The organism is Sphingobium sp. BYY-5 (genome assembly GCF_022758885.1).
Classification (GTDB): Bacteria; Pseudomonadota; Alphaproteobacteria; order Sphingomonadales; family Sphingomonadaceae; genus Sphingobium.
The window spans coordinates 1829668-1853687 of record NZ_JALEBH010000001.1 but is presented as its reverse complement, the minus strand read 5'-3'; the positions used below and the strand labels follow the sequence as shown (position 1 = coordinate 1853687).

General features: G+C 64.0%; 27 protein-coding genes. 8 read left to right on the top strand and 19 right to left on the bottom strand.

Annotation, left to right across the window (positions count from 1 at the left end; translation table 11 throughout):
• Positions 1-59 precede the first annotated feature (59 nt).
• From MOK15_RS08855 to MOK15_RS08840, 4 genes are all read right to left on the bottom strand, one after another.
• Positions 60-554, bottom strand: coding sequence for an arsinothricin resistance N-acetyltransferase ArsN1 family B (locus MOK15_RS08855; protein WP_242931273.1), 495 nt, complete (start codon positions 552-554; stop codon positions 60-62).
• Positions 551-877: a heavy metal-binding domain-containing protein gene (locus MOK15_RS08850; protein ID WP_242931272.1), complete on the bottom strand. Its 327-nt coding sequence runs from the start codon at positions 875-877 to the stop codon at positions 551-553. The genes MOK15_RS08855 and MOK15_RS08850 overlap by 4 nt, the downstream gene beginning before the upstream one ends.
• Positions 878-958: 81 nt before the next feature.
• The gene (locus MOK15_RS08845) at positions 959-1201 is read right to left on the bottom strand and encodes a DUF2312 domain-containing protein (RefSeq protein WP_242931271.1); all 243 of its coding nucleotides are present in this window, start codon (positions 1199-1201) and stop codon (positions 959-961) included.
• 62 nt (positions 1202-1263) lie between these two features.
• Positions 1264-1563, bottom strand: a complete 300-nt coding sequence (locus tag MOK15_RS08840) for a DUF1244 domain-containing protein (protein ID WP_242931270.1) — start codon at positions 1561-1563, stop codon at positions 1264-1266.
• A 104-nt stretch (positions 1564-1667) separates the two neighbouring features.
• Between MOK15_RS08840 and pyk the strand changes: the two genes are divergently transcribed.
• Complete coding sequence (gene pyk / locus MOK15_RS08835; RefSeq protein ID WP_242931269.1) at positions 1668-3125, top strand: pyruvate kinase; 1458 nt, start codon at positions 1668-1670, stop codon at positions 3123-3125.
• 226 nt (positions 3126-3351) lie between these two features.
• On the opposite strand, the gene ykgO is transcribed toward pyk, so the two are convergent.
• Positions 3352-3477, bottom strand: coding sequence for a type B 50S ribosomal protein L36 (gene ykgO, locus MOK15_RS08830; protein ID WP_003046794.1), 126 nt, complete (start codon positions 3475-3477; stop codon positions 3352-3354).
• A 198-nt stretch (positions 3478-3675) separates the two neighbouring features.
• Between ykgO and MOK15_RS08825 the strand changes: the two genes are divergently transcribed.
• Together MOK15_RS08825 and MOK15_RS08820 are read left to right on the top strand one after the other, a co-directional pair.
• Positions 3676-4287 carry a hypothetical protein gene (locus MOK15_RS08825; RefSeq protein ID WP_242931268.1) on the top strand — a complete coding sequence of 204 codons (612 nt, stop codon included), beginning with the start codon at positions 3676-3678 and terminating at the stop codon, positions 4285-4287.
• Positions 4284-5414, top strand: a complete 1131-nt coding sequence (locus tag MOK15_RS08820; RefSeq protein ID WP_242931267.1) for a M14-type cytosolic carboxypeptidase — start codon at positions 4284-4286, stop codon at positions 5412-5414. Before MOK15_RS08825 ends, MOK15_RS08820 begins: the two co-directional genes overlap by 4 nt.
• A gap of 81 nt (positions 5415-5495) precedes the next feature.
• Here the strand turns inward: MOK15_RS08820 and MOK15_RS08815 are convergent, their stop codons facing one another.
• Genes MOK15_RS08815 through MOK15_RS08805 form a run of 3 tightly spaced genes read right to left on the bottom strand, consistent with a single transcriptional unit; the run spans position 5496 to position 8517 of the window.
• Positions 5496-6215: a dienelactone hydrolase family protein gene (locus MOK15_RS08815; protein WP_242931266.1), complete on the bottom strand. Its 720-nt coding sequence runs from the start codon at positions 6213-6215 to the stop codon at positions 5496-5498.
• Between the two features lie 31 nt (positions 6216-6246).
• A complete protein-coding gene (locus tag MOK15_RS08810; RefSeq protein WP_242931265.1) occupies positions 6247-7242 on the bottom strand; it encodes a 50S ribosomal protein L11 methyltransferase in 996 nt (331 codons plus the stop codon).
• Positions 7243-7281: 39 nt separating this feature from the next.
• Positions 7282-8517, bottom strand: coding sequence for a methyl-accepting chemotaxis protein (locus MOK15_RS08805; protein WP_242932695.1), 1236 nt, complete (start codon positions 8515-8517; stop codon positions 7282-7284).
• A 275-nt stretch (positions 8518-8792) separates the two neighbouring features.
• On the opposite strand from MOK15_RS08805, the gene sdhC reads away from it, so the two are divergent.
• From sdhC to sdhA, 3 genes are read left to right on the top strand one after another with little or no spacing between them, the layout of a single operon-like run.
• A complete protein-coding gene (gene sdhC, locus MOK15_RS08800; protein ID WP_242931264.1) occupies positions 8793-9188 on the top strand; it encodes a succinate dehydrogenase, cytochrome b556 subunit in 396 nt (131 codons plus the stop codon).
• A complete protein-coding gene (sdhD, locus tag MOK15_RS08795) occupies positions 9188-9577 on the top strand; it encodes a succinate dehydrogenase, hydrophobic membrane anchor protein (RefSeq protein ID WP_242931263.1) in 390 nt (129 codons plus the stop codon). The genes sdhC and sdhD overlap by 1 nt, the downstream gene beginning before the upstream one ends.
• Positions 9577-11391: a succinate dehydrogenase flavoprotein subunit gene (gene sdhA, locus MOK15_RS08790; RefSeq protein ID WP_242931262.1), complete on the top strand. Its 1815-nt coding sequence runs from the start codon at positions 9577-9579 to the stop codon at positions 11389-11391. Before sdhD ends, sdhA begins: the two co-directional genes overlap by 1 nt.
• Before the next feature lie 53 nt (positions 11392-11444).
• Here sdhA and MOK15_RS08785 read toward each other — a convergent pair whose 3' ends face one another.
• Genes MOK15_RS08785 through MOK15_RS08770 form a run of 4 tightly spaced genes read right to left on the bottom strand, consistent with a single transcriptional unit; the run spans position 11445 to position 12943 of the window.
• A complete protein-coding gene (locus tag MOK15_RS08785) occupies positions 11445-11741 on the bottom strand; it encodes a type II toxin-antitoxin system RelE/ParE family toxin (RefSeq protein WP_242931261.1) in 297 nt (98 codons plus the stop codon).
• On the bottom strand, positions 11738-11980 hold the full coding sequence (locus tag MOK15_RS08780) for a type II toxin-antitoxin system ParD family antitoxin (RefSeq protein ID WP_242931260.1): 243 nt from the start codon (positions 11978-11980) through the stop codon (positions 11738-11740). The genes MOK15_RS08785 and MOK15_RS08780 overlap by 4 nt, the downstream gene beginning before the upstream one ends.
• Positions 11981-12011: 31 nt before the next feature.
• A complete protein-coding gene (locus tag MOK15_RS08775) occupies positions 12012-12470 on the bottom strand; it encodes a vgr related protein (protein ID WP_242931259.1) in 459 nt (152 codons plus the stop codon).
• Complete coding sequence (locus tag MOK15_RS08770) at positions 12467-12943, bottom strand: copper chaperone PCu(A)C (RefSeq protein WP_242931258.1); 477 nt, start codon at positions 12941-12943, stop codon at positions 12467-12469. Before MOK15_RS08770 ends, MOK15_RS08775 begins: the two co-directional genes overlap by 4 nt.
• 173 nt (positions 12944-13116) lie before the next feature.
• Here MOK15_RS08770 and dnaK point away from each other — a divergent pair, with 173 nt between their 5' ends.
• Together dnaK and dnaJ are read left to right on the top strand one after the other, a co-directional pair.
• The gene (gene dnaK / locus MOK15_RS08765) at positions 13117-15015 is read left to right on the top strand and encodes a molecular chaperone DnaK (protein ID WP_242931257.1); all 1899 of its coding nucleotides are present in this window, start codon (positions 13117-13119) and stop codon (positions 15013-15015) included.
• Between the two features lie 120 nt (positions 15016-15135).
• Positions 15136-16275 carry a molecular chaperone DnaJ gene (dnaJ, locus tag MOK15_RS08760; protein WP_242931256.1) on the top strand — a complete coding sequence of 380 codons (1140 nt, stop codon included), beginning with the start codon at positions 15136-15138 and terminating at the stop codon, positions 16273-16275.
• A 58-nt stretch (positions 16276-16333) separates the two neighbouring features.
• Here dnaJ and MOK15_RS08755 read toward each other — a convergent pair whose 3' ends face one another.
• From MOK15_RS08755 to MOK15_RS08725, 7 genes are all read right to left on the bottom strand, one after another.
• Positions 16334-17623 (bottom strand): amino acid permease, encoded by a 1290-nt coding sequence (locus tag MOK15_RS08755; protein WP_242931255.1) that lies wholly within the window; start codon positions 17621-17623, stop codon positions 16334-16336.
• A gap of 252 nt (positions 17624-17875) precedes the next feature.
• A complete protein-coding gene (gene phoB, locus MOK15_RS08750) occupies positions 17876-18577 on the bottom strand; it encodes a phosphate regulon transcriptional regulator PhoB (protein ID WP_242931254.1) in 702 nt (233 codons plus the stop codon).
• A 3-nt stretch (positions 18578-18580) separates the two neighbouring features.
• Entirely contained in the window at positions 18581-19276 is a 696-nt protein-coding gene (gene phoU, locus MOK15_RS08745) for a phosphate signaling complex protein PhoU (RefSeq protein WP_242931253.1), read from the bottom strand.
• A gap of 33 nt (positions 19277-19309) precedes the next feature.
• Complete coding sequence (gene pstB / locus MOK15_RS08740) at positions 19310-20098, bottom strand: phosphate ABC transporter ATP-binding protein PstB (protein ID WP_278254132.1); 789 nt, start codon at positions 20096-20098, stop codon at positions 19310-19312.
• Positions 20099-20106: 8 nt separating this feature from the next.
• Positions 20107-21348, bottom strand: a complete 1242-nt coding sequence (gene pstA / locus MOK15_RS08735; protein ID WP_242931252.1) for a phosphate ABC transporter permease PstA — start codon at positions 21346-21348, stop codon at positions 20107-20109.
• Between the two features lie 130 nt (positions 21349-21478).
• Positions 21479-22873, bottom strand: a complete 1395-nt coding sequence (gene pstC / locus MOK15_RS08730) for a phosphate ABC transporter permease subunit PstC (protein WP_242931251.1) — start codon at positions 22871-22873, stop codon at positions 21479-21481.
• A gap of 10 nt (positions 22874-22883) precedes the next feature.
• Positions 22884-23936, bottom strand: a complete 1053-nt coding sequence (locus MOK15_RS08725; RefSeq protein WP_242931250.1) for a substrate-binding domain-containing protein — start codon at positions 23934-23936, stop codon at positions 22884-22886.
• Between the last annotated feature and the right edge of the window lie 84 nt (positions 23937-24020).

Genomic DNA, 24020 nt, shown 5'->3' with positions numbered 1-24020 from the left:
TATCTGCCGGTTGAATGTGATGGGCGCCCTTACACCAGCGGCTGGTCAAAGGGCAACCTTCAGAGCAATCTCTGCCACCAGCCGACGTCGCGCCAGCCGTCCAGCTTCCATCCGACCTCGCGATAGATGCCGACGAGGGTGAAGCCCATCGCCTCGTGCAGGGCGACGCTGGCGGCATTGGGCTGTGCGATGCCGGCGAAGGCTGCGTGAAAGCCGCGATCCTTCAGCATCGGGAACAGGGCGGCATAGAGCGCGCGGCCCACGCCCTGACGCGCGAAAGCGTCGTCGACATAGATGGCGACGTCGGCGGAGGTCGCATAGGCGGCGCGGCTGCGATGGGGGCTGCCATAGGCATAGCCCGCGATCCGGCCGTCCGGAGCCTGTGCGACCAGCCAGCCATGCGAGGCGCTATAATCGGCGATGCGCCGGGCCATTTCGGCGGCGTCGGGTGGATCGGTTTCGAAGCTGGTCCAGCCGTCCGTCACGTAGGGGGCGTAGATCGCCGCGCAGGATGCGGCGTCATGACCCTCGGCAGGGCGAACGCGGATCGTCAAAAGAGTATGGCGGTGCCGGAAGCCGACACCATCAACATCGATCCGTTGGCGCCGATCACTTCATAATCGAGGTCGACGCCGACCACGGCGTTGGCGCCCAGGGCCGTCGCGCGGGTCCGCATTTCGGCGATCGCCTGTTCGCGGGCGCGTTGGAGCACATCCTCATAGGCGCCCGACCGCCCGCCGACGATGTCGCGGACGCTGGCGAACAGGTCGCGGAACAGGTTGGCGCCCACGATCACCTCACCGGTGACGATGCCGAGATAGTCCTTCGCGGGCTTGCCTTCCAGACGACTGGTGGTGCTGACGATGATCTCGGACATGGGACGGCTCCTCTCCGCAAAGATGGTGACTGGCTACCCCGCGCGCCGCCCTTCGACAAGGGCAGCGCGCATGGACGGGCCTTATTCCATGCCCAGGGCGGACAGGTAGGTCTGGAGGATGGCTTCCATTTCCTGGCGGTCATGCGGCTGCATCTTCCGCAGGCGGATGATCTGCCTCATGATCTTCGCGTCATAGCCGGTCGCCTTGGCTTCCAGATAGACGTCCTTGATATCGTCGCCGATGCCCTTCTTTTCCTCTTCCAGGCGCTCGATGCGCTCGATGAGAAGACGTAGCTGATCGGCGGCGACATTGGGTTCGCTCATGGGAATCTCCGTGCAAGTGTGAATATGTGAATCGGCCAATTGAATCAGGCTGGCGGACGCCTCTAATGATTGTCCGCGTTCTTCGCCACACTCTCCTGCATCTTTGCGACCTGTTCCGGTGTCGCTTCGCCCTGATGGCGGGCTTTCCAGTCGGAAAAGGGCATCCCGTGGATGATCTCCCGCGCCTGATCGCGGGTCAGATTGCCGTCCGCTTCCGCGATCCAGTCGGCCAGGCAGTTGCGGCAAAAGCCTGCGCTGCCCATCAGGTCGATATTCTGGACGTCGCTTCTGTGCTGTAAATGCGCAACCAGACGGCGGAAGGCGGTTGCAGCAACCGCATCCGTGAGTATGCTATCTGCCATCGGCGATCCCTTTCGCTGATCTACATCATCCTGTCGTGCAGCACGGATAACCCATAACGACGCTCTGACAAGATCAGGAGCGATCATGACGGCCAGGAGAAGACATGACACGACTACCGCCCCGTTCGCGCAAGGTTCGCATCCTAGCGACCCTTGGCCCCGCGAGCGATACACCGGAGATGATCCGGGCCTTGTTCGTCGCTGGGGCCGACGCCTTCCGCATCAACATGAGCCATGGTGCACATGAGGATCATGCCGCGCGTATCGCCGCTATCCGCGCGCTGGAAAAGGAATTCGACCGGCCGACCACTATCCTGGGCGACCTGCAAGGCCCCAAGCTGCGCGTCGGCACGTTCGAGAAGGGGCTGGCCATATTGGAGACTGGCGCGGCCTTCATTCTCGACCGGGACGAAACCCCCGGCGACGCGCGCCGCGTCAACCTGCCCCATCCCGAAATCTATGCCGCGCTGGTGCCTGAAACCCGGCTGCTGCTGGATGACGGCAAGATGGTGCTGCGGGTGAAGGCGATCGGCGCCGACCGAATCGAGACGATCGTCGAGGTTGGCGGCACCCTGTCCAACCGCAAGGGTGTGAACGTGCCCGACGTGGTGGTGCCGGTGCCCGCGCTGACCGACAAGGACCGGCGCGACCTGAGCTTCGCGATCGAGCAGGGGTGCGACTGGATCGCCTTGAGCTTCGTGCAGCGGCCGGAGGATCTGGCCGAAGCGCGCAAGCTGATGGGCGGCTATGGTGCGCTGATGGCCAAGATCGAGAAGCCGGCCGCCGTCCAGCGGCTGGAGGAGATTGTCGAACTGGCCGACGGCGTGATGGTCGCGCGCGGTGACCTGGGCGTCGAATTGCCGCCCCAGGCGGTGCCGCCGCTGCAGAAGCAGATCGTCGCCACGGCGCGCCGTCTTGGCCGCCCGGTGGTGGTCGCAACGCAGATGCTCGAATCGATGATCAAATCACCATCCCCGACCCGCGCCGAAGTGTCGGACGTGGCGACGGCCGTCTATGACGGCGCTGACGCGATCATGTTGTCGGCCGAGACCGCGGCGGGCGACTGGCCGGTCGAGGCGGTGACGATGATGGACAGCATCGCCCATAGCGTGGAGCGCGATCCGGGCTATTTCGGACGGCTCCATTACACCGAAACGCGACCCGACCCGACCACTGCCGACGCGCTGGCCGAAGCGGCGGGCGGCATCGTGTCGGTGGTGGGCGCCAGCGCGATCACCTGCTTCACCTCATCGGGCAGCACCGTGCGCCGCGTGGCGCGCGAGCGGCCATCCGCGCCGATCCTGGCGATGACGCCGCGCGCTGACACCGCGCGCAAGCTGGGGCTTACCTGGGGCGTCCATGCGATACGCACCAAGGATATCGGTACGTTCGAGGAGATGATCGGCAAGGCCCGGCGCATGGCGCTGCGCCATGGCATGGCCGAGAAGGGCGGCAAGATCGTCGTGCTGGCCGGTGTCCCCTTCGGAACGCCGGGGTCGACCAACGTGCTCCATGTCGCGGCGGTGCGCGGCGATGAACTGAAGGGCCGGGACGAGGGTTAAGTCGCCAACCTCCGTTCGTTTCGAGCGTGTCGAGAAACGGAAGCGCAGCGCTAGCCGCTTCTCGACTTCGCTCGAAACGAACGGATTTATTCCATTGTCTCGGAAAGGCGATTCGGCCGAATCGTCTTATCCCGCACACGCAGAAAAGCGCCCGGTCGATGACCGGGCGCTGATCGGACTACAAGATCCAAAGGCGCCGCCTCCCGTAGGAGGCTGCGGCCGTCGCTTAGCCCTGGCGGGCCTTGAAGCGGCGATTGGTCTTGTTGATGACGTAGGTGCGGCCGCGACGACGGATCACGCGGTTGTCCCGGTGGCGGTCCTTGAGCGACTTGAGCGAGTTGCGGATCTTCATGGCAGTCGGCCTTTGATGAATCTGGTTTGATCGGAAAATCGAAGCGCAGCCCCTATGGGCGCGGCGGTTCAAAGTCAAGGGTGGAGCGCCGGTTTTTGCCCTTGTTCATCCCCCATGCAGCAAGTTGATGGCTTCACGCATTGGAGGGGATTATGTCCTCCGCGTCGTGTATCGATAAATGCCCGTTGGAGTGAACTCATGTCGAAGCGCCTGATTCTCATCGCCTGTGTCGCCCTGCCTCTCGCTGCCTGCGCGACAGCCGCGCCGCGGGTGGAGGTGACGCGATTCCATATCGACAATCCCGCCACATCGGGCACGGTCGCGGTCGAGGAAATGCCCGGCAATCCGGACGTCAGCCTGGAGTTCCGCACCTATGCCTCGGCAGTGTCGCAGGCATTTCAACAGGCGGGATTCACCCCGGCGGACGGCGCGCAGAGCGAATATGTCGCGCTGGTCAGCTTCAACCGCAGTTTCCGCCCGACCGGCGTCGATCGCAGCGACAAGCCGGTCAGCGTCGATGTGGGCGGTGCGGTAGGTAGTGGCGGCGGTCGCCGTGGCGGCAGTTTCGGCGGCCTTGGCCTGGGCGTCGGCATCAACCTGTCTGGCAAGCCCAAGGATATCGTGACCACCGAATTGCATGTGCAACTGCGTCGCCGGTCCGATTCGACCGCCATCTGGGAAGGGCGCGCATCGACGCAGGCCAGGCAGGGATCTCCCGCCGCGCAGCCCGCGACCGCCGCGCAGAAACTCGCGACCGCGCTGATCGGGGGCTATCCGGGTGAATCGGGGCGCACTATAACGGTCAAATGACCATCAGCATTTCGAGCGGCTTCGACAGCGGCAACATTCATGTCCTCTCCATCAGCGATACTCCCGCCGGCGTCCGCGCCGAGCTGGAGATCGTGACAGATCACCAGAGCGACTTCTATCAATGGTTCCACTTCCGGGTCGCCAATGCGGCGGGCCGCGAGGTGGAACTGGCGATCGTGAACGGCGCAGGTTCCGCCTATCCCGACGGCTGGCCGGGCTATAGCGCGCGGGTGAGCGAGGATCGCGAAAACTGGTTGCTGGCCGACACCGACTATGCGGACGGCACGCTGACCATCCGCTTGTCGCCGGACAGCAATGCGGTCTGGGTCGCCTATTTCGCGCCCTATTCGATGGAGCGGCATCATGACCTGATCGCCTGGGCCGCGAGCCAGCCGGGCGTGGCGCATCGCGAACTGGGTCTCACGCTGGACGGCCAGCCGCTCGACCTGCTGACCGTGGGTGAGGGGCCGAAGCAGGTGTGGCTCTACGCGCGCCAGCATCCGGGCGAATCGATGGCTGAATGGTGGATGGAAGGCGCGCTGGAGCGGCTGTGCGACGAGGAAGACGCCGTTGCCCGTCTGCTGCGGCAGAAGGCGACGATCCATCTCGTCCCAAACATGAACCCGGACGGCAGCCGTCGCGGTCATCTGCGCACCAATGCGGTGGGCGTGAACCTCAACCGCGAATGGCATGAGCCGACGGCGGAGAAGAGCCGCGAGGTGCTGCTGGTCCGCAACGCGATGGACGAGACGGGCGTCGACTTCGCGATCGACGTGCATGGCGACGAGGCGATTCCCGCCGTCTTCATCGCGGGCTTCGAGGGCATTCCTTCGATCACCGAGCGGCAGACGACGCTCTATCATCGCTATCGCGACACGCTGGCCGCGCGCACGCCTGATTTCCAGACGCGGCTGGGCTATCCGGTCGCGGCGGCGGGCAGGGCCAACCTGTCCATGTCCACCAATCAGGTCGCCGAACGCTTCGGCGCGGTGGCGATGACGCTGGAAATGCCGTTCAAGGATAATGACGACCTGCCCGACGCCGATTATGGCTGGTCGCCCGCGCGTTCGATCCAGCTCGCCAAGGATTGCCTGGCTGTGCTGGCGGAGATGATCGACGAGATTTGAAGGTGAACGGCATGGCTTCAAACCCATGCCACCTCGTTCCCCGGCTTGCGCCGGGGAACAGTTCTCATCAATAATTCTTGTTCAGCCGAACAGTTCGTTCAGGAAATCCGCCATCGCCTTGAAGCTGCGCCGGTCGGCGGCGGCGCTGTAGGCGAGACCCTTTTCCGGCATGTTGACCGATTCGTCAGTGAAGGCGTGGCCAGTCCCGCCATAGGCGTGGATCTGCCAGTCGCAGCCTGCTTCCGTCAGTTCCCGCGCCAGCGCGACGGTGGCGTCGGGCGGAGCAATGGGATCGTCCCAGCCATGGCAGAGCAGCAGCTTCGCCGTGATTGCGGCATTGGGGAAGGGTGGCGCCTGGTAGACGCCGTGGAAGCTGACGCCACCGGCGATATCCGCGCCGCTGCGGGCAAGGTCGAGGACGCAGCGGCCGCCGAAGCAGAAGCCGATCGCGGCGGTGCGCGCTGGATCGACCGAATCGAGACCCTTGAGCAGGCCATGCGCCGCATTCGCCCGATCGCGCAGCAGGGCGCGGTCGGCGTTGAGTTCGTTCATATAGCGTGCCGGATCCGGATCGGCGCGGATAGTGCGTTTGCTCTGACCGAACATGTCGACAACGAGCACGACATAGCCCTGCGCCGCCACCATTTCTGCCCGGATAAAATCTGCTTGCTTGGTGCCCAACACGTTGGGAAAGAGCAGAATGCCCGGACGTGGGCTGCTATCGGACCGGTCAAAAACAACCATATGTTCAAAGGGTTGCTCGGATATGTCCTGAATGATGACGCTGCGGGTGATGCTCATGGCTGTCTGCTTCGCTGTCCGGTTTATGGGATCAGAGGCTGCCGAACCCCGGCGCTTCGCCGCGCGCAGCGGCGCTGAGGCGGCGGGGGCGTTTCCAGCCGATGCTGGGGCGCTTGCGCAGGCGCAGGGTCGGCCAGTCGCCCCGGTCGCTGCGCTCGGCCAGGCGCATACCCTGCGCGCGATAGGCGGCCAGCACCGCGCCCGCCTGTTCCTTGAGCAGGCCAGCGAGGATGATCGTCCCGCCATCCTCGACCACAGCGCACAGGGCGGGCGCCAGTTCGATCAGTGGCCCGGCCAGGATGTTGGCGATCAGCAGGTCATAGGGCGCCCGGCCGATCAGGGCAGGGTGATCGACGCCCGCCGCCGTCACCAGCGCCAATTGTCCCGGCCCATCGCCCAACGCCACGCCGTTGGTGCGGGCATTGTCGGCGCTGATCTCCACCGCGACCGGATCGATGTCCGACGCGATCGCATGGGCGCGCGGCCAAAGGGTGAGCGCGGCGAAAGCCAGCAGCCCGGTGCCGGTGCCGATATCGGCGACATTGCGCGCACGCATACCGACCCGGCGCATCCGGTCGAGCATCATCAGGCATCCGGCGGTGGTTTCGTGCTGGCCGGTGCCGAAGGCGCGGCTTGCCGCGATCAACAGATTGACATGGCCGCGCCGCTTGGGGTCGCTGGCAAGGTTGCGGACGTGGAAACGCCCGGCGGTCACGGCTTCCAGCCCCTGCTGGCTCAGCGTCACCCAATCCTCGTCGGGCAATTGCAGCACGACCGGTTTCACGCCGGTGGCGCTGGGCACCAATGTCTTGAGCAGCTTGATCGCGGCAGGGCTGGGCTTGCCCTCAAAATAGGCGTCGAGCTGCCAGCTATCTTCGTCGTCCGGTTTCGCTTCGCTGGTCATCAGCACCGGCGGCCGGTCCATCAGGGAAAAGGCGGCAATGTCCCCCTCCAGCGCTTCCGCTTCAGCACGGGTGCAGGGCAGGGTGACTTTCCAGCTTTGCGCTGACGTGGCGACATCGTTCATCCCGCTGCCTTTAGACGAGGGGAGGAAAGAGGGGAAGCGTCAGGCGACCTGGCGGCCGAAGTCGGAGGAGGCGTGGCGCAGGCTGGCGAGCTTTTCCTCGACGCTCATGAAGCCGCGTTCGAGCTGGTCGATCTCCGACGCAACCACTTCGGTATCCTGGCGGATGGCGGAAATGGTGGTCGACATGGAGTCGGCGGCGAGGGCAGTCTCGTCGACGGCGGCGGTAATCATGGTGACGGTCTGGGCCTGCGCGTCCATCGCATGACGGATGCGTTCGGCGCTCGCCTGCACTTCGCCCACCGTGTTGCGGATGCGCTCGTTGGTCTCGACCGACTGGCGCGTGGACATCTGAATGTCGGCGATCTTGCCGGCGATCTCATCCGTCGCGCGGGCGGTCTGGTTGGCCAGGCTCTTCACTTCCTGCGCGACGACGGCAAAGCCGCGACCCGCATCCCCCGCCCGTGCGGCCTCGATCGTGGCGTTGAGCGCGAGCAGGTTGGTTTGCCCGGCAATGTCGCGGATCAGGCCCAGGATCGATTCGATCGACTTGGCATGTTCGGACAGGGTAGCGGACATGGAGACCGCATCGCCAGACTGGCGCGCGGCGCGCTGGGCAACATCGGCGGCGCCCTCCACTTCGGTGCGGGCATCCTCGATGGCGCGAATAAGGCCGGCGGAGGTGCGGGCCGCCTCCCGCATCGCCAGGGCGGACTGTTCGGCGGCGGCGGCGACTTCGGACGCCTTGCCCAACATGCCCCGCGTGGCGGCGGAGGCATCCTTGGCCTGTTCGCGCAGCGATTCGCCCAGTTTAGACGCACCGTCGATCTCACCTACGATGCGCTGTTCGAACAGGGAGCCATAGCGTTGCCGCTCGACCTTCTGGGATTCGGCGATGTCCTGCGCCAGGACATTGCTCATAATGCCGATGTCCATGGAGGAAAGCCGGTTGATCGCCCGCAACAGCCGCTGGCAGCGCGGCCGGTCGTCCCAGCAACGGTCGCAGACCAGTTCGGCGATCTTCTCGTTGGATCGGGACACCGCCGTCAACACGGCCTGGACCGGGAAGCCATGTTTGCTGGCGTGGCGCACGCAATTGGTCGCCATGGAAATCCATTGGCCCGCCGAGAAATTGGCCAGTTTCTGCTCGATATAGCGGGCGGTTTCCGCTTCGATCTTGCGCAGCGTGCCTTCGGTCAGATGCTGGCGCAGATGCGCGTCGGCGGCATAGCTGTCAAAGAAGGTGCGCGCGACGAGTGGAAGCGAATCCTGGATCATCGCGTGGATTTCCAGCGCTTCGGGCGCGATGCTGTCGGCCAGGTCGAGATTGGCCAGATTGTTGGCGTTCACGATCCGGAATGACTCGGCGGAATACATGTTGGTCGGATGTCCCTCGAAAATGCGCGAACCTTTGGTGGGAAGGAATAGCGGCCTTTGGTTAATTGATCCTTATTCGAACCCGCTAAGGCAGTTTCCCCGCGCGGCTTGCCCTGCCGCCTGTTCGCTCCTAAGGGGACGGGACTCAGGGACAAGCATCAAGGACTAGGGTAGACATGGCGCGATCCACCAGCCGGCCACTCTCGCCGCATTTGACGATCTGGAAATGGGGGCCGGCCATGGCCGTCTCCATCATACACCGCGTGACCGGCAATGGCCTCGCCACCGCCGGCGCTCTTGGCCTCGTCTGGTGGCTGATTGCCGCCGCGGCCGGCCCGGAAGCCTATGCGACCTTCGTCAAGTGCGCGACCTCGCCGATCGGCTATCTGGTGATGGCGGGCCTTTCCTGGTTCTTCTTCCAGCATCTCTTCTCAGGGCTGCGCCACTTCGTGCTCGACATGGGCGCGGGCTATGAGCTGAAGAGCAACAAGATCTGGTCGTTGCTGACCTTCGTCCTGTCCACGCTTGCCACCATCGCCTTCTGGGGCGCGATCTGCACGGGGAAATTCTGATGGGTACGGGAACCGGAATCGGCCGCGTTCGTGGTCTTGGCTCGGCCAGGCATGGCGCGCACCACTGGCTGACGCAGCGTTACACCGCCGTCGGCAATCTGCTTCTAGTGCTGTGGCTGTTGTTCAGCCTGATCGCGCTGCCGGGCCTCGATTATGAAAGCGTGGTCCACTGGATCGGCAACCCGCTGGTCGCCGTGCCGCTGATGCTGATGGTGGTCAGCATCTTCATGCACCTGCGCCTGGGGATGCAGGTGATGCTGGAGGATTATGTCCATGACAAGGGCCTCGCCTTCCTGTCGATGCTGCTGCTGAACTTCTATGCCTTGGGCGGCGCGGCCGCGGGCGTCTTTGCGATCGCCAAGATCGCCTTCACGGGGATCGTCAAGTAATGAGCGAAGCCTATAAGATCATCGATCACAGCTACGACACCGTCGTGGTGGGCGCGGGTGGATCGGGCTTGCGCGCGACCATGGGCAGCGCCGAAGCGGGCCTCAAGACCGCCTGCATCACCAAGCTGTTCCCGACCCGGTCGCATACCGTCGCGGCGCAGGGCGGCATCGCCGCTTCGCTGGGCAATAACTCGCCCGACCACTGGACCTGGCATATGTACGACACCGTCAAGGGGTCGGACTGGCTGGGCGACCAGGACGCGATCGAATATATGGTGCGTGAGGCGCCTGCCGCCGTGATCGAGCTGGAACATGCCGGCGTGCCGTTCAGCCGCAACGAGAATGGGACGATCTATCAGCGCCCCTTCGGTGGCCATATGCAGAATATGGGCGCCGGCCCGCCGGTGCAACGTACCTGCGCGGCGGCCGACCGTACCGGCCACGCCATGCTCCACGCGCTTTATCAGCAGTCGCTGAAATATGACGCGGACTTCTACATCGAATATTTCGCCATCGACCTCATCATGGAAGATGGCCCGAACGGCAAGGAATGCCGGGGCGTCATCGCCATCTGCATGGAAGATGGCAGCATCCACCGCTTTCGCAGCCATGCGGTCGTGCTGGCGACGGGCGGCTATGGCCGCGCCTATTTCTCCGCCACCTCGGCGCATAGCTGCACCGGCGACGGCGGCGGCATGGTGCTGCGCGCGGGGCTGCCGCTTCAGGATCTGGAGTTCGTGCAGTTCCACCCGACCGGCATCTACGGCGCGGGCGTGCTCATCACCGAAGGCGCGCGCGGCGAGGGTGGCTACCTCACCAACTCCGAAGGCGAGCGCTTCATGGAGCGCTATGCCCCGTCGGCGAAGGACCTGGCGTCGCGCGACGTCGTGTCGCGATCGATGGCGATGGAAATGCGCGAAGGGCGCGGCGTGGGCGAGCATAAGGATCATATCTTCCTGCACCTCGACCATATCGATCCCAAGGTGCTGGCCGAGCGCCTGCCGGGCATCACCGAGAGCGGCAAGATCTTCGCGGGCGTCGACCTGACCCGTCAGCCGCTGCCCGTCACGCCGACGGTCCATTATAATATGGGCGGCATCCCCTGTAACTATCATGGCCAGGTCGTGACCAAGGTTGGCGACGATCCGGAAGTCGTGGTGCCCGGCCTGTTTGCGGTGGGCGAAGCGGCCTGCGTGTCGGTCCATGGCGCGAATCGCCTTGGCTCCAACTCGCTGATCGACCTTGTCGTCTTCGGCCGCGCCACCGGCCTGTTCCTCAAGGACAATCTGAAACCCAACGCGCCGCATAAGCCGCTGCCTGCGGATTCCGCCGATCTGGCGCTCAGCCGCCTCGACCATTATCGCAATGCCAAGGGCGGTACGCCGACAGCGGACATCCGCCTCGACATGCAGCGCACTATGCAGAAGCACGCCGCCGTGTTCCGCGACAGCGCACTGCTGTCCGAGGGTGTCACGCAGATGCAGGCGGTCAACAAGCGGTTGCAGGACGTCAAGGTGTCCGACCGCTCGCTGATCTGGAACACAGACCTTATCGAGACGCTGGAACTGGACAACCTCATGAGCCAGGCCATCTGCACGATGGAAGGCGCCGAGGCCCGCAAGGAATCGCGCGGCGCCCACGCGCATGAGGATTTCCCCAATCGCGACGACGAAAATTGGATGAAGCACACCATTAGCTGGTTCGAAGGCTGGGGTGGTTCGGACGGCAAGGTGACGCTCGATTACCGTCCTGTGCACGACTATACGATGACCGACGAGGCCGAGTATATCAAGCCGAAGGCGCGGGTATATTGATCCGCATCTGATCTCTGAAAACAGAAAGGGCGGGCCGATTGGTCCGCCTTTTTTCATTGCAGTTGAGGGATATGATCTGCGCGCTGGTGCAGGATGCGGACAATTTCGACGGCAGTCTTGTCTGAGCGATAATAAATATGGTGACTTTCGAAGCGCAACTTACGGTAGCCCCCTCGAACATCGTTGATCGGGCTGCCAATGCCTGGATGGATAGCGATCCTGTCAATGGTGTCGGCGATGCCGATCAAATAGGACTTGGCCTGTTCCGGTCCCCATCGCTGTTGGGTGTAGGTAGCGATTTCTGCCAAATCGCGTTCAGCGGCTGCGTTGAAGCGGATCGTTGCCGTCACGCGGTGGGAAACCGGCGATCAATCCACTCGCGCATGTCGAAGTCATGAAGGATGCCGCTTTCTTCCCCTTCGATCAACGCTGCACGCAACGCTTCCAATTTCTGTTCCTCATGTTCCAACAGCCGCAAACCTGCCCGCACGACCTCGCTGGTCGAGCCGTACCGTCCTTCGCTGACCTTGCGTTCGGCAAATTCGCGGAAATGATCGCCCAGGGCGATGGAGGTGGTCTTGCTGCTCATGGCCACAGATTACCAAATATTGGTAATGGCCTCAAGCGAAGGGCAGCAGCGTCTCGTAGGTTTCCAGCCCCGGCTTTCCATCGACCCGTACGCCTCGCCGTAACAGAAAGGCGTGCCGCACGATTTCGGCCTGCTGCTCTATACCGTAGCGGTCGAACGGCTTGCTGGGCACGATGTCGTAGCCATAGCGGCAAAATGGGTGCCGCATCAGCGGCAGCCAATATTTCCCCGACCGCTGCGCCTGCCAGACATGCGTCATCTCATGGATGAAATGCCCCTGGATATGCAGCGGGCTTGTGCAGAAGTCGGCGCAGAACAGGCCGCCGTCGGGATGGAACCAGAGATCGCCATCGGGCGCCATCGTTACATGTCGCGGCTGGAGCGGCCACCATTTCCGATTGTGGACCCGAACCCTTGCGTAATCGACAGCATTGCCGAACATGCTCCGGGCGAGCGCGATTTCGTCGGATGTAAGTGGACGGCTGCTCAATGTTGCTGATGCTCGCCCGTGTTGCCCGCCGCGACGCCGGGCTTCTGGATAACCGCGTCCACCAGCAACCGGTCGCCATTGGCCATCAGGAAGGTCAGTTGCATCTTGCCTCGGCTGATCGCCGTATCATTGACGCCCCAGAGCATCAGATGCTTGCCGCCGGGCGCGAAGGCGACCTTACCCTTGGCGGGGATGTCGACGCTGTCGATCCGCTCCATCGTCGTCATGCCGTCCTTGGTCATGCTTTCATGCATCTCGACCTTCAGTGCGTAGTCGGTGATGACGCCGCGCAATTGTGCGCCTGAGTCGCCGCCATGCGCCACGAAATAGCCGGCGGCGGGCATATCCTTGTTGGGCGACAGGCGAATCCAGGCCTGGTCGACATAGGCTGGCGCAGGGTCGCCGCAAGCGCTCAGCGCCAGGGGAAGCGCCAGCGGCGCGGCAAGGGCGAATAGGCTAAAGGGCGCGCGCATCCTGCACTCCATGACTGTCTCGTTTCCGGTCGCTTGCATAGCTAATCGCGCCCGCTTCTTGTGCCAAGCGAAAGCGAGCTTATATCCCTCGTGCAAACCGGCCTTGCCTTGGCGCTTACGTGAGGTATGGGGCCGTCAACCGCTGAATGAATTTGGGGTTACAAGAGGACAAGATGGCAAAAGTTATTGGTATTGACCTGGGGACCACCAACAGTTGTGTCGCTGTGATGGACGGCGGCAAGCCCAAGGTCATCGAGAATGCGGAAGGGGCGCGGACCACGCCCTCCATCGTCGCCTTCGCTAAGGATGGCGAGCGACTGATCGGCCAGCCGGCCAAGCGCCAGGCTGTCACCAACCCGGACAACACGATTTTCGCGGTGAAGCGCCTGATCGGCCGCCGCTTCGACGATCCCATGACCAAGAAGGACATGGAACTCGTCCCCTATGACATTGCCAAGGGTCCGAATGGCGACGCCTGGGTCAAGGCCGGTGGCGAGGATTACAGCCCGTCGCAGATTTCCGCCTTCACCCTGCAGAAGATGAAGGAAACCGCCGAGAGCTATCTGGGCGAAACGGTCACGCAGGCGGTCATCACTGTCCCCGCCTACTTCAACGACGCTCAGCGTCAGGCGACCAAGGACGCCGGCCAGATCGCTGGCCTCGAAGTGCTGCGCATCATCAACGAGCCGACCGCGGCCGCGCTGGCCTATGGCCTCGACAAACAGGACGGCAAGACGATCGCGGTCTATGACCTTGGCGGCGGTACGTTCGACATCTCGATCCTGGAGATCGGCGACGGCGTGTTCGAAGTGAAGTCGACCAACGGCGACACCTTCCTTGGCGGCGAGGATTTCGACGCCAAGCTGGTGGAATATCTGGCCGCCGACTTCAAGAAGGCCGAGAGCATCGACCTGACCAAGGACAAGCTGGCCCTCCAACGCCTGAAGGAAGCCGCCGAGAAGGCGAAGATCGAGCTGTCCTCGGCACAGACGACCGAAGTCAACCTGCCCTTCATCACGGCCGATCAGAATGGTCCCAAGCATCTGGTGAAGACCATCACCCGCGCCGATCTGGAGCGTCTGGTCGCCGACCTTATCAAACGGACAATGGAGCCGTGCAAGAAGGCCCTGGCGGACGCGGGCGTTTCGGCGAGCGAGATCAGCGAAGTCGTGCTGGTCGGCGGCATGACCCGTATGCCCAAGGTGCGCGAAGCCGTGAAGGACTTCTTCGGCAAGGAACCGCACACTGGCGTCAATCCGGATGAAGTCGTCGCCATGGGCGCGGCCATTCAGGCGGGCGTGCTGCAGGGCGACGTCAAGGACGTGCTGCTGCTGGACGTGACTCCGCTGTCGCTGGGCATCGAGACGCTGGGTGGCGTGTTCACCCGCATGATCGACCGCAACACCACCATCCCCGCCAAGAAGTCGCAGGTCTATTCGACCGCCGACGACAATCAGCAGGCGGTGACGATTCGCGTGTTCCAGGGCGAGCGTGAAATGGCGGCGGACAACAAGATCCTCGGCCAGTTCGACCTGGTCGGCATCCCGCCCGCGCCGCGCGGCGTGCCGCAGATCGAAGTGACCTTCGACATCGACGCCAACGGCCTAGTCAACGTGTCGGCCAAGGACAAGGGCACCGGCAAGGAACAGCAGATCCGTATCCAGGCCTCCGGCGGGCTGAGCGACGCTGATATCGACCAGATGGTCAAGGATGCCGAGCGTTTCGCCGACGAGGACAAGAAGCGCCGTGAGGCGGCCGAGGCGAAGAATAACGCTGAAAGCCTGGTTCACACCACCGAGGCGCAACTGATCGAGCATGGCGATAAGGTCGATGCTTCGCTGAAGGGCGAGATCGAAACCGCGATCGCCGCGACCAAGAGCGCGATCGAGAGCGGCGACGCCGAAGCCATGAAGACCAAGGCGCAGGAACTCGCCACGGTTGCGATGAAGCTGGGTCAGGCCATCTATGAAAAGGAACAGGCGGAAGCCGCCTCTCCCGACGCGGCCGCGCCGAAGGCTGATGACGATGTCGTCGATGCCGAATTTTCGGAAGTGGACGACAACAAGGCTTAAAGCCATGACCTCTTACCGTCATTCCGGCAGAAGCCGGAATCCAGAGCTTCACGCGGCAACTTCCGTGATCCTGGACCCCGGCCTCCGCCGGGGTGACGGTAGATGGGGGCCGGGGGCGATATGACGACCGAAATCGATTATTATGAACTGCTCGAAATCGAGCGGACGGCGGATGGCGCGGCCATCAAGAGCGCCTATCGCAAAATGGCGATGAAATATCACCCGGACAAGACCGGGGGATGCACCGACAGTGAGGCCAGGTTCAAGGCCGTGTCCGAAGCCTATGAATGTCTGAAGGACCCGCAGAAGCGCGCGGCCTATGACCGGTTCGGCCATGCTGCCTTCAAGCAGCAGCAACAGGGCGGCGGCGGTGGTTTCCACGGCGGCGCGGGCGGCTTTTCCGACCTTGGCGATATTTTCGAGACGATTTTCGGTCAGGCCGGTTTCGGCGGCGGTGCCGGCGGTGGGCGTCAGGCCAACCGGCGTGGCGCGGACCTGCGCTACGACCTCGAAATCTCGCTCGACGAAGCGTTCCATGGCAAGCAGACCGAAATCCAGATCGAGGTTTCGACCGCGTGCGAAAGCTGCGACGGATCGGGCGCGCAGTCCGGCACCGGGGTCAAGACCTGCGGCACCTGCCACGGTCATGGACAGGTGCGGGCGCAGCAAGGCTTCTTCGTGGTCGAGCGGACCTGTCCGTCCTGCCATGGCGCGGGCCAGGTGATCGAAAGCCCTTGCCGTTCCTGCCGGGGCGAAGGGCGTATGGACAAGCCCAAGACGTTGTCGGTCAATATTCCGGCCGGTGTCGATGAAGGCACCCGCATCCGCCTGTCGGGTGAGGGAGAGGCTGGTGCGCGCGGCGCGCCGGCGGGCGACCTCTATATCTTCCTGCATGTGAAGCGGCACCCGATCTTCGAACGGGACGGCACGACGCTCTTCTGCCGGGCGCCGGTCAGCTTCACCACGGCGGCGCTGGGGGGGGTGATCGAAGTGCCGGGCCTTGATGGCGTGCGGCATGAAATCAAGATTCCCACCGGTATCCAGTCGGGTAAGCAGATCCGCCAGCGCGGTGTCGGTATGCCGGTGCTGAACGGCCGGGGGCAGGGCGACCTGGTGGTGCAGATCGACGTCGAGACACCGACTCGCCTAACCGTCAAGCAGAAGGAACTGCTCGAAGCCTTTCGTGAGACCGAGACGGGCGAGGAATGCCCGCAATCCACGGGCTTCTTCTCCAAGCTCAAGGAATTGTGGGGCGATTAAGCTTTATGTGTCCCGGCCCTTCGATTGCAAGCAGGCAGTTGAAGGACCGGGGGAACAGTCACGATCGCCCCCGCCGCGCCCACCAGTAGAAGGGCAGGCCCGCCAGCATCAGCAGGATGCTGGACCCGCTTGCCGCCACACCCGCGCCCCAAAGCGTCCATAGCGCATAGCCCAGGCCGATGATGGCCGCCGGCACCACCAGGCGGAAGCGCAGACTCGCCAGTGCGCAGCCGACATAAAGCCACAGGGTCGCCGACGTCGCCAGCAGCGCCATTGCCGTGAACAATGCCACCAGCCCCTGCAGGCTGTTGGCGACCAGCATCAGGCTCGCCAGCACGGTCGAGAGGATCAGGCCGCGCATCGGCGTCCCCTTGGCGTCCGTTTTGGCCAGCCAGCGCGGCAATTCGCCCGCACGCGCCATGGCCAGCGGCACCTCGCCCTGCAACAACGTCCAGCCGTTGAGCGCGCCGAGGCAGCTTATCACCACGAAGATCGCGATGAAGCTGGCCGGGCCGGGGGACCAATAATGGCTGACGAAAGCGCCGAAGGGCGATCCGGTCTGCGTTTCCGCCGCTGGCAGGGTGAGCGCGATGCCGGAGCAGACCACCAGATAGATGAGGCCCGTCACCGCCGTGCCGATCAACGTCGCGCGCGGAATGGTACGGGCGGGGTCACGCACCTTGTCGGCGGCCACGCTGGCGGACTCGAAGCCCAGCAGCGCCCATAATGTCAGCGCTGCGGACGCGGTGATGCCCGCTCCGGTCAGCCCTTGCGCGGGAAAGGGGACAACCTCCGCCTTGCCGCTGCCCAGGATCAGCGCCAGCAGGACGAGTATGACGACGATCGGGATCAGCTTGATGATCGTCGTACCGATCTGGGTGAGGCCGGCGGCGCGCGCGCCAATCAGATTGACGCCGGTCATTATCCAGAGAAAGGCGATCGAGCAGAGCGCGCCGACGCCGGGCTTGGCCAGCGTGGGGACGATGCTGCTGAGGTTCGCCGTCGCCGCCACCGCGATGGTGACATTGGTGATGATGATCGAGATCCAGTAGATCCAGCCGATCGCGAACCCGGCCAGCGGCCCATAGGCGCGCGCAATCATCTGCGATGCATTGGCGTCCGGCAGTGCGACCGTCAGCCGCGCGATGACGAAGGCCAGCACCAGCGAACCGGCGATGGTGAACATCCATCCCGCCACCGCATCCCAGCCAAAGGGCGCCAGCGACGCGGGTAGCAGGAATACGCCCGACCCGATCATGTTGCCCATGACCAGGGCGATGCAGGCGGCCAGGCCCAGGGTGCGGGAAGATGAGCGCCCCGCGCCCATGTCGATCTCTGATGGCTTCATTGTTGGATGCCTAATGGGTGAAGGCGGCTATTGCTAGGCTATGCGAACGAATCCGACGAAGACCGGAGCGACAATACTGGGTAGGAAAGGCGGTCGGGCGGCTTTTTTATCCTCCCCGGCAGAGGGAGGAGTCTTTATAGCTCGCTTCCCGCATCCACATTCAGGAAGTGGGTTTGCAAGCGCCCTGATCGCTAAAAGACCTCCCCAAGTCGCCTTGGAGAGGTCTTTGCTTATTCCATAGGTGGAGGCGCGTTACCCCACGCCCTCGGTGTCCAGCGCATAACCGGCCGAGCGCACGGTGCGGATGATGTCCTGATACAGGCCGTCCGCGTTGATCGCCTTGCGAAGCCGCCGGATATGCACGTCGACGGTGCGCAGTTCGATGTCGCTGTCCTGGCCCCAGACGCTGTCGAGCAGCCGCTCGCGCGAGAAGACCCAGCCGGGATGCTCCAGGAAATGCTTGAGCAAACGGAACTCGGTGGGGCCGAGCGGGATCACCTGGCCGCTGCGGCGGACCTTGTGGCCGACCGTGTCCATCTCGACGTCCGCGAAGCTGAGCGTCTCGCCGGCCAGCGCCGGGCGCACGCGGCGCAGCACCGCGCCGACGCGGGCGACCAGTTCGCGCGGGGAGAAGGGCTTGGTCACATAATCGTCGGCGCCGGTTTCCAGGCCGCGCACCCGATCCTCTTCCTCACCGCGCGCGGTGAGCATGATGATCGGGATGTTGGCCGTGCCGTTCATGCGGCGCAGGCGGCGGCAGACCTCGATCCCCGACAGGCTTTCGACCATCCAGTCGAGCAACACGATGTCGGGCACATTTTCCTGCGCCATCAGCAGCGCTTCCTCGCCGTCGACCGTGTGGGCGACGTCGAAATCCTCGCGCTTGAAATGCCATATGAGGAGTTCGGCGAGCGCCGCATCATCCTCGACCAGCAGCATCTTCGCCTTCGCCATGGCTCAGTCCTCCACCTGGATATCGGCGCCGCGCTCGCGATCCGGCAGCATCTGGCCGGTGGCGGCATAATAGACCATCTCCGCGACATTGGTCGCATGGTCGCCGATGCGTTCGATATTCTTGGCGACGAACAGCAGATGCGCGCACTCGCTGATCGTCTTGGGATTTTCGACCATGAAGGTGACGAGCGTGCGGAAAACGCTGTTGTAGAAATCGTCAACCACCGTGTCGCGCTCGACCACCGCCAGCGCCAGGTCGGCGTCGCGCGCGGCGAAGGCGTTGAGCGCGTCATGCACCATCTCGCCCGCGACCTGTCCCATCGACGGGAGCAGCGAGATCGGCTCCAGCGTCCGGGTGTTGGTGGCGATCAACGGCACGCGCTTGGCGATATTCTTGGCATAGTCGCCGATGCGTTCGACCACGCCGACGATCTTCAAGGCGGCGATCACGTCGCGCAGGTCGTTGGCCATGGGCGCGCGCAGGGCGATGACCTGGATCACCAGCTTTTCGACCTCCGCCTCGATCGCGTCGATGCGCTTGTCACCCTCGACCACTTCGGCGGCGAGCTTCTTGTCCTGCCGCTGGAGGGCCAGCATCGCATTCTCGATCGCCGCTTCGGCGCGACCGCCCATCTCGGCGATCAGGCCGCGCAGCCGGTCGATCTCTTCGTCGAATGCCTTGATCGTATGTTCAGCCATGTTCTTCTCTCCGCACCGGATTCAGCCCCAAAATCAGCCATAACGTCCGGTGATATAGTCCTTGGTCCGCTCCTGCCGCGGATTGGTGAAGATGTCCGACGTCACGCCATATTCGACCAGTTCGCCCAGGTGGAAGAAGGCGGTCCGCTGCGATACGCGGGCGGCCTGCTGCATATTGTGGGTGACGATGACGATCGCGTAGCGGCCGCGCAGTTCGTGGATCAGTTCCTCGATCTTGGCGGTGGCGATGGGATCGAGCGCCGAGCATGGCTCGTCCATCAGGATGACTTCGGGTTCCACCGCGATGGCGCGGCCGATGCACAGGCGCTGCTGCTGCCCGCCCGAAAGTGCGGTGCCGCTGTCGTGCAGGCGATCCTTCACCTCGTCCCACAGGCCCGCGCGGCGCAACGACTTTTCGACGATTACGTCCATGTCCGCCTTGCCCGCAGCCAAGCCGTGGATGCGCGGCCCATAGGCGATATTCTCGTAGATCGACTTGGGGAAGGGATTGGGTTTCTGGAACACCATGCCCACCCGTGCGCGTAGCTGCACCACGTCCATGGACGGCGCGTAGATATCCTCTCCGTCCAGCGTGATCGTGCCCTCGACACGCGCCGACGCGACGGTGTCATTCATGCGGTTCAACGTCCGCAGGAAGGTGGACTTGCCGCAGCCCGACGGGCCGATGAAGGCGGTGACATGGTCCATGCCGACATCGATCGACACGCCCTTGATCGCTTGCTTGGGGCCGTAGAAGACCTTGATGTCGCGCGCGGTCATCTTTGGATCCGCGATGGTCAGGTCTTGCTGTTCTTCTGTCATGGGGCTGTTTACCACCGTTTTTCAAACTTGTTGCGCAGGTAGATGGCGAGGCCGTTCATCGCGAGCAGGAAGACAAGCAGCACGATGATCGCCGCCGAGGTCTTCTCGACGAAGCCCTTGGAGACTTCGTCCGACCAGAGGAAAATCTGCACCGGCAGCACGGTCGCAGGGTCCGTGATGCCGCCCGGCGGGGTCGCGATGAAGGCGCGCATACCGATCATCAGCAGCGGCGCCGTCTCACCCAGCGCGCGGGCCATGCCGATGATCGTGCCGGTCAGGATGCCGGGCAGGGCGAGTGGCAGGACGTGCTGGAACACCACCTGCACCGGGCTTGCCCCGATGCCGAGCGCGGCATCGCGGATACTGGGCGGCACCGACTTGATGGCGTTGCGTCCGGCGATGACGATGACCGGCATCGTCATCAGTGCCAGCGTCATGCCGCCGATCAGCGCGGCCGATCGCGGCAGATGCAGGAAATTGAGGAAGATCGACAGGCCGAGCAGGCCGAAGATGATCGACGGGACGGCTGCCAGGTTGTTGATCGACACTTCGATGATGTCGGTCCACCACGCTTTTGGCGCATATTCCTCCAGGTAGAGCGCGGTCGCCACGCCCACCGGGAAGCTGAGCAGCAGCGTCACCAGCATGGTCAGCAGCGACCCCTTGAACGCGCCCCAGATGCCGACCTGGGTCGGATCGGTGCCGTCGCTGGCGGTCAGGAAGTTCCAGTTGAAGCCGGTCGAGAGGACGCCGGCCTGTTTGAGACGGGCGACGGCGGCCTCCGCTTCCGGCGAACCCTTGCTCTTGGCGGCAAGGTCGATCGCGGTGGAGGCGGGGACGCGAATGGTTTCGGTTCGGCTCAGGATCTTCGGATCGGCCTTGATCGCATCGCGGATGCTGACCCAGGCGGTGGGAGAGAGCAAGGCGTCGGCATCCGCGCCCAGCGCCTTTTTCGCAACCTCTCCCGTCACCATCGGCAGGTTGGCGTTGGCCAGTGCCTCATCGGTGATGGTGGCGGGGTCGAGCAGCAGCGGCGAGGCTGGGAAGTCGACCTTCAGCGCGATCTCGGTCCGGGTGAAGCCGCGCAGGCCATTGCCCATCATGGTGAAGAGCAGGAAGGCGAGGAAGGCCGCGCTCAACGCGACCGCGCCCAGGCCCAGCAGGCGGAAGCGGCGCTCCGCGCCATAGCGCCGCGCGATCCGCCTGCGCATCACATCCGACTTCCAGTCGGTGGGGTTGCGGACTGACATTATAGCTTTTCCCCGTTCGGGCTGAGCGAAGTCGAAGCCCCATGCTGAGCGGAGCGAAGCACAGAGCCTTCGCTCCGCTCAGGCGTGCCCTTCGACAGGCTCAGGGCGAACGGATTTTTGATATTCCGGCTCATTCGTAAGCCTCGCGATATTTCTTCACGACCCGCAGGGCCACGATGTTGAGCAGCAGAGTAACGATGAACAGCACCAGGCCGAGTGCGAAGGCGGCCAGCGTCTTGGCACTGTCGAATTCCTGGTCGCCGGTCAGCAACTGGACGATCTGGGTCGTCACGGTGGTCACGCTGGCGAAGGGATTGGCGGTCAGGTTGGCGGCAAGGCCGGCAGCCATCACCACGATCATCGTTTCGCCGATGGCGCGGCTGACGGCCAGCAGGACGCCGCCGACCACGCCGGGCAGGGCGGCGGGGATGAGGACGCGGGTGATCGTCTCGCTGGTGGTCGCACCCATCGCCAGGCTGCCGTCGCGCATCGACTGCGGCACGGCGGCGATGCTGTCGTCGGCCATGGAGGAGACGAAGGGGATGATCATCACGCCCATCACCAGACCGGCGGCCAGCGCGCTTTCGGACGAGGCGCCATGGATGCCCACCGAAACGGCGAGATCGCGGAGCGCCGGGGCGACGGTCAGCGCAGCGAAATAGCCGTAGACGACGGTTGGAACACCGGCCAGCACCTCCAGGATCGGCTTCATCCACTTGCGCACGGTCGGCGTCGCATATTGGGTCAGATAGACCGCGCTCATCAGGCCCAGCGGAATGGCGACGATCATGGCGATGATCGCGCCGATGAAGATGGTGCCCCAGAAGAGCGGCACTGCGCCGAACGCATCCTTATTGCCATAGCCCATGGCGGCCGATTGCGGCGACCATTTGGTGCCGAAGAGGAAATCGAGCGGGTTCACCATCGAGAAGAAGCGGAAACTTTCCCACAGCAGGGAAGCGACGATGCCCAGCGTGGTGACGATCGCCAGCAGCGAGGCGACCAGCAGGGTCGCCATCACCAGCCGCTCGACCCGCGTGCGCGCCCGGAAGTCGGGCCGGATGCGGGTGAAGGCGTAGGCGCCGCCGGCAAAGGCCAGGATCAGCGCCAACGCCGCGCCGGCCACGCCATAGATGTTGAGCGCTTCGCGATAAGGCTCGACCAGCGCCTGGCTGGCCGGGTTGAAGGCGCCGGCCTGCAATCCCGACGCGATCGCCCGCGCCTCGCCCAATATGGCGGAGCGGGAAAAGACGTCGGCGGGCAGGCTCTGCGCCGCCGGGTCGGCCAGCACGGCCTGCGTCACCAGGCCCGGTGACACATTGGCCCAGACGGCCAGGAAGATACCGGCGGGAATGAGCGTCCACAGCGCGACATACCAGCCATGATAGCCAGGCAGGCTGTGGACGGCGTCACGCCGCCCGGTGACCCGCGCCGCGGTCTGTAACCGCAGCGCGCGGGCGCGGGCGCTGACCCAGGCGATGGCGCCCAGGCCCGCGAGCAGCAGGAGGATAGCGGGTCCGGTCATTGGCCTTCGCTTACTTGAACTGCGAACCGTCGAGCGTGGTCAGCGCCTTGACCGTTTCAGCGCTCTTCTTGCGCACATCTTCCGGCGCCGCGACCATGCCGCGCTTGGTCAGCGCGCCGTCGGGGTTCCAGTTGGCGGCGAAGGTGTTGAGGAAGCCCTGAAGACCGGGGATGGCCGTCATGTGCGCCTTCTTCACATAGATGTAGAGCGGGCGCGCGCCCGGATATTGGCCGGTCGATACGGTTTCGTAGGTCGCCTCGACGCCGTTGATCGAAATGTCGTTCAGTGTGTCCTTGTTTTCCTCAAGGAAGCTGTAGCCGAAGATGCCGACGGCATTGGGGTTCGCGCCCAGCTTCTGGACGATCAGATTGTCGTTCTCGCCCGAATCGACATATTTGCCGTCCTCGCGGATGCGGGTGCAGGTCGCCTTATATTCGTCCTCATTCTTCTCCTTGAGCGCCTTCATCGCCTCGTCGGTCTGGCAGCCCTTTTCGAGGATCAGTTCGGCGAGCGAGTCACGGGTGCCGCTGGTCGAGGGCGGACCGAAGACGGAGATGGGAATGGCGGGCAGGCTGGGGTCGACATCCTTCCAGGTCTGGGTCTTGTTCGGACCCTTGCCATAGGGATTGGCGGCCAGCGCCTCATAGACGATCTTGGGGGTCAGCTTGAGGCCGGGGCCTTTTTTCGATTCGGCGAAGGCGAGGCCATCGACGCCGATCTGGATTTCCACGATGTCCTTGACGCCATTGGCGGCGCACTGGTCGAACTCGGCCTTCTTCATCCGGCGCGAGGCGTCGGCGATGTCAGGATGCTGTGCGCCCACGCCCGCGCAGAACAGCTTCATGCCGCCGCCGGTGCCGGTCGATTCGACGATCGGCGATTTCATGCCGGGATTGCCCTGAACGAACAGTTCGGCGACCGCAGTGGCGAAGGGATAGACGGTGGAGGAGCCGACCGCGCGGATCTGGTCGCGGGTGGCGCCGGCGCCACCGTTCTGATCGCCGCAGGCGGCAAGGGTGAGGACACTCACGGTCGTGGCAGCGAGCAGGGCGAACTTCTTCACGGGAACCTCCATCATCATGGCCGCGATTCGGATATCGCCGCCCCCTAATGGAGACGCCCCTAATCGCGGACCATCGCGCCTTTG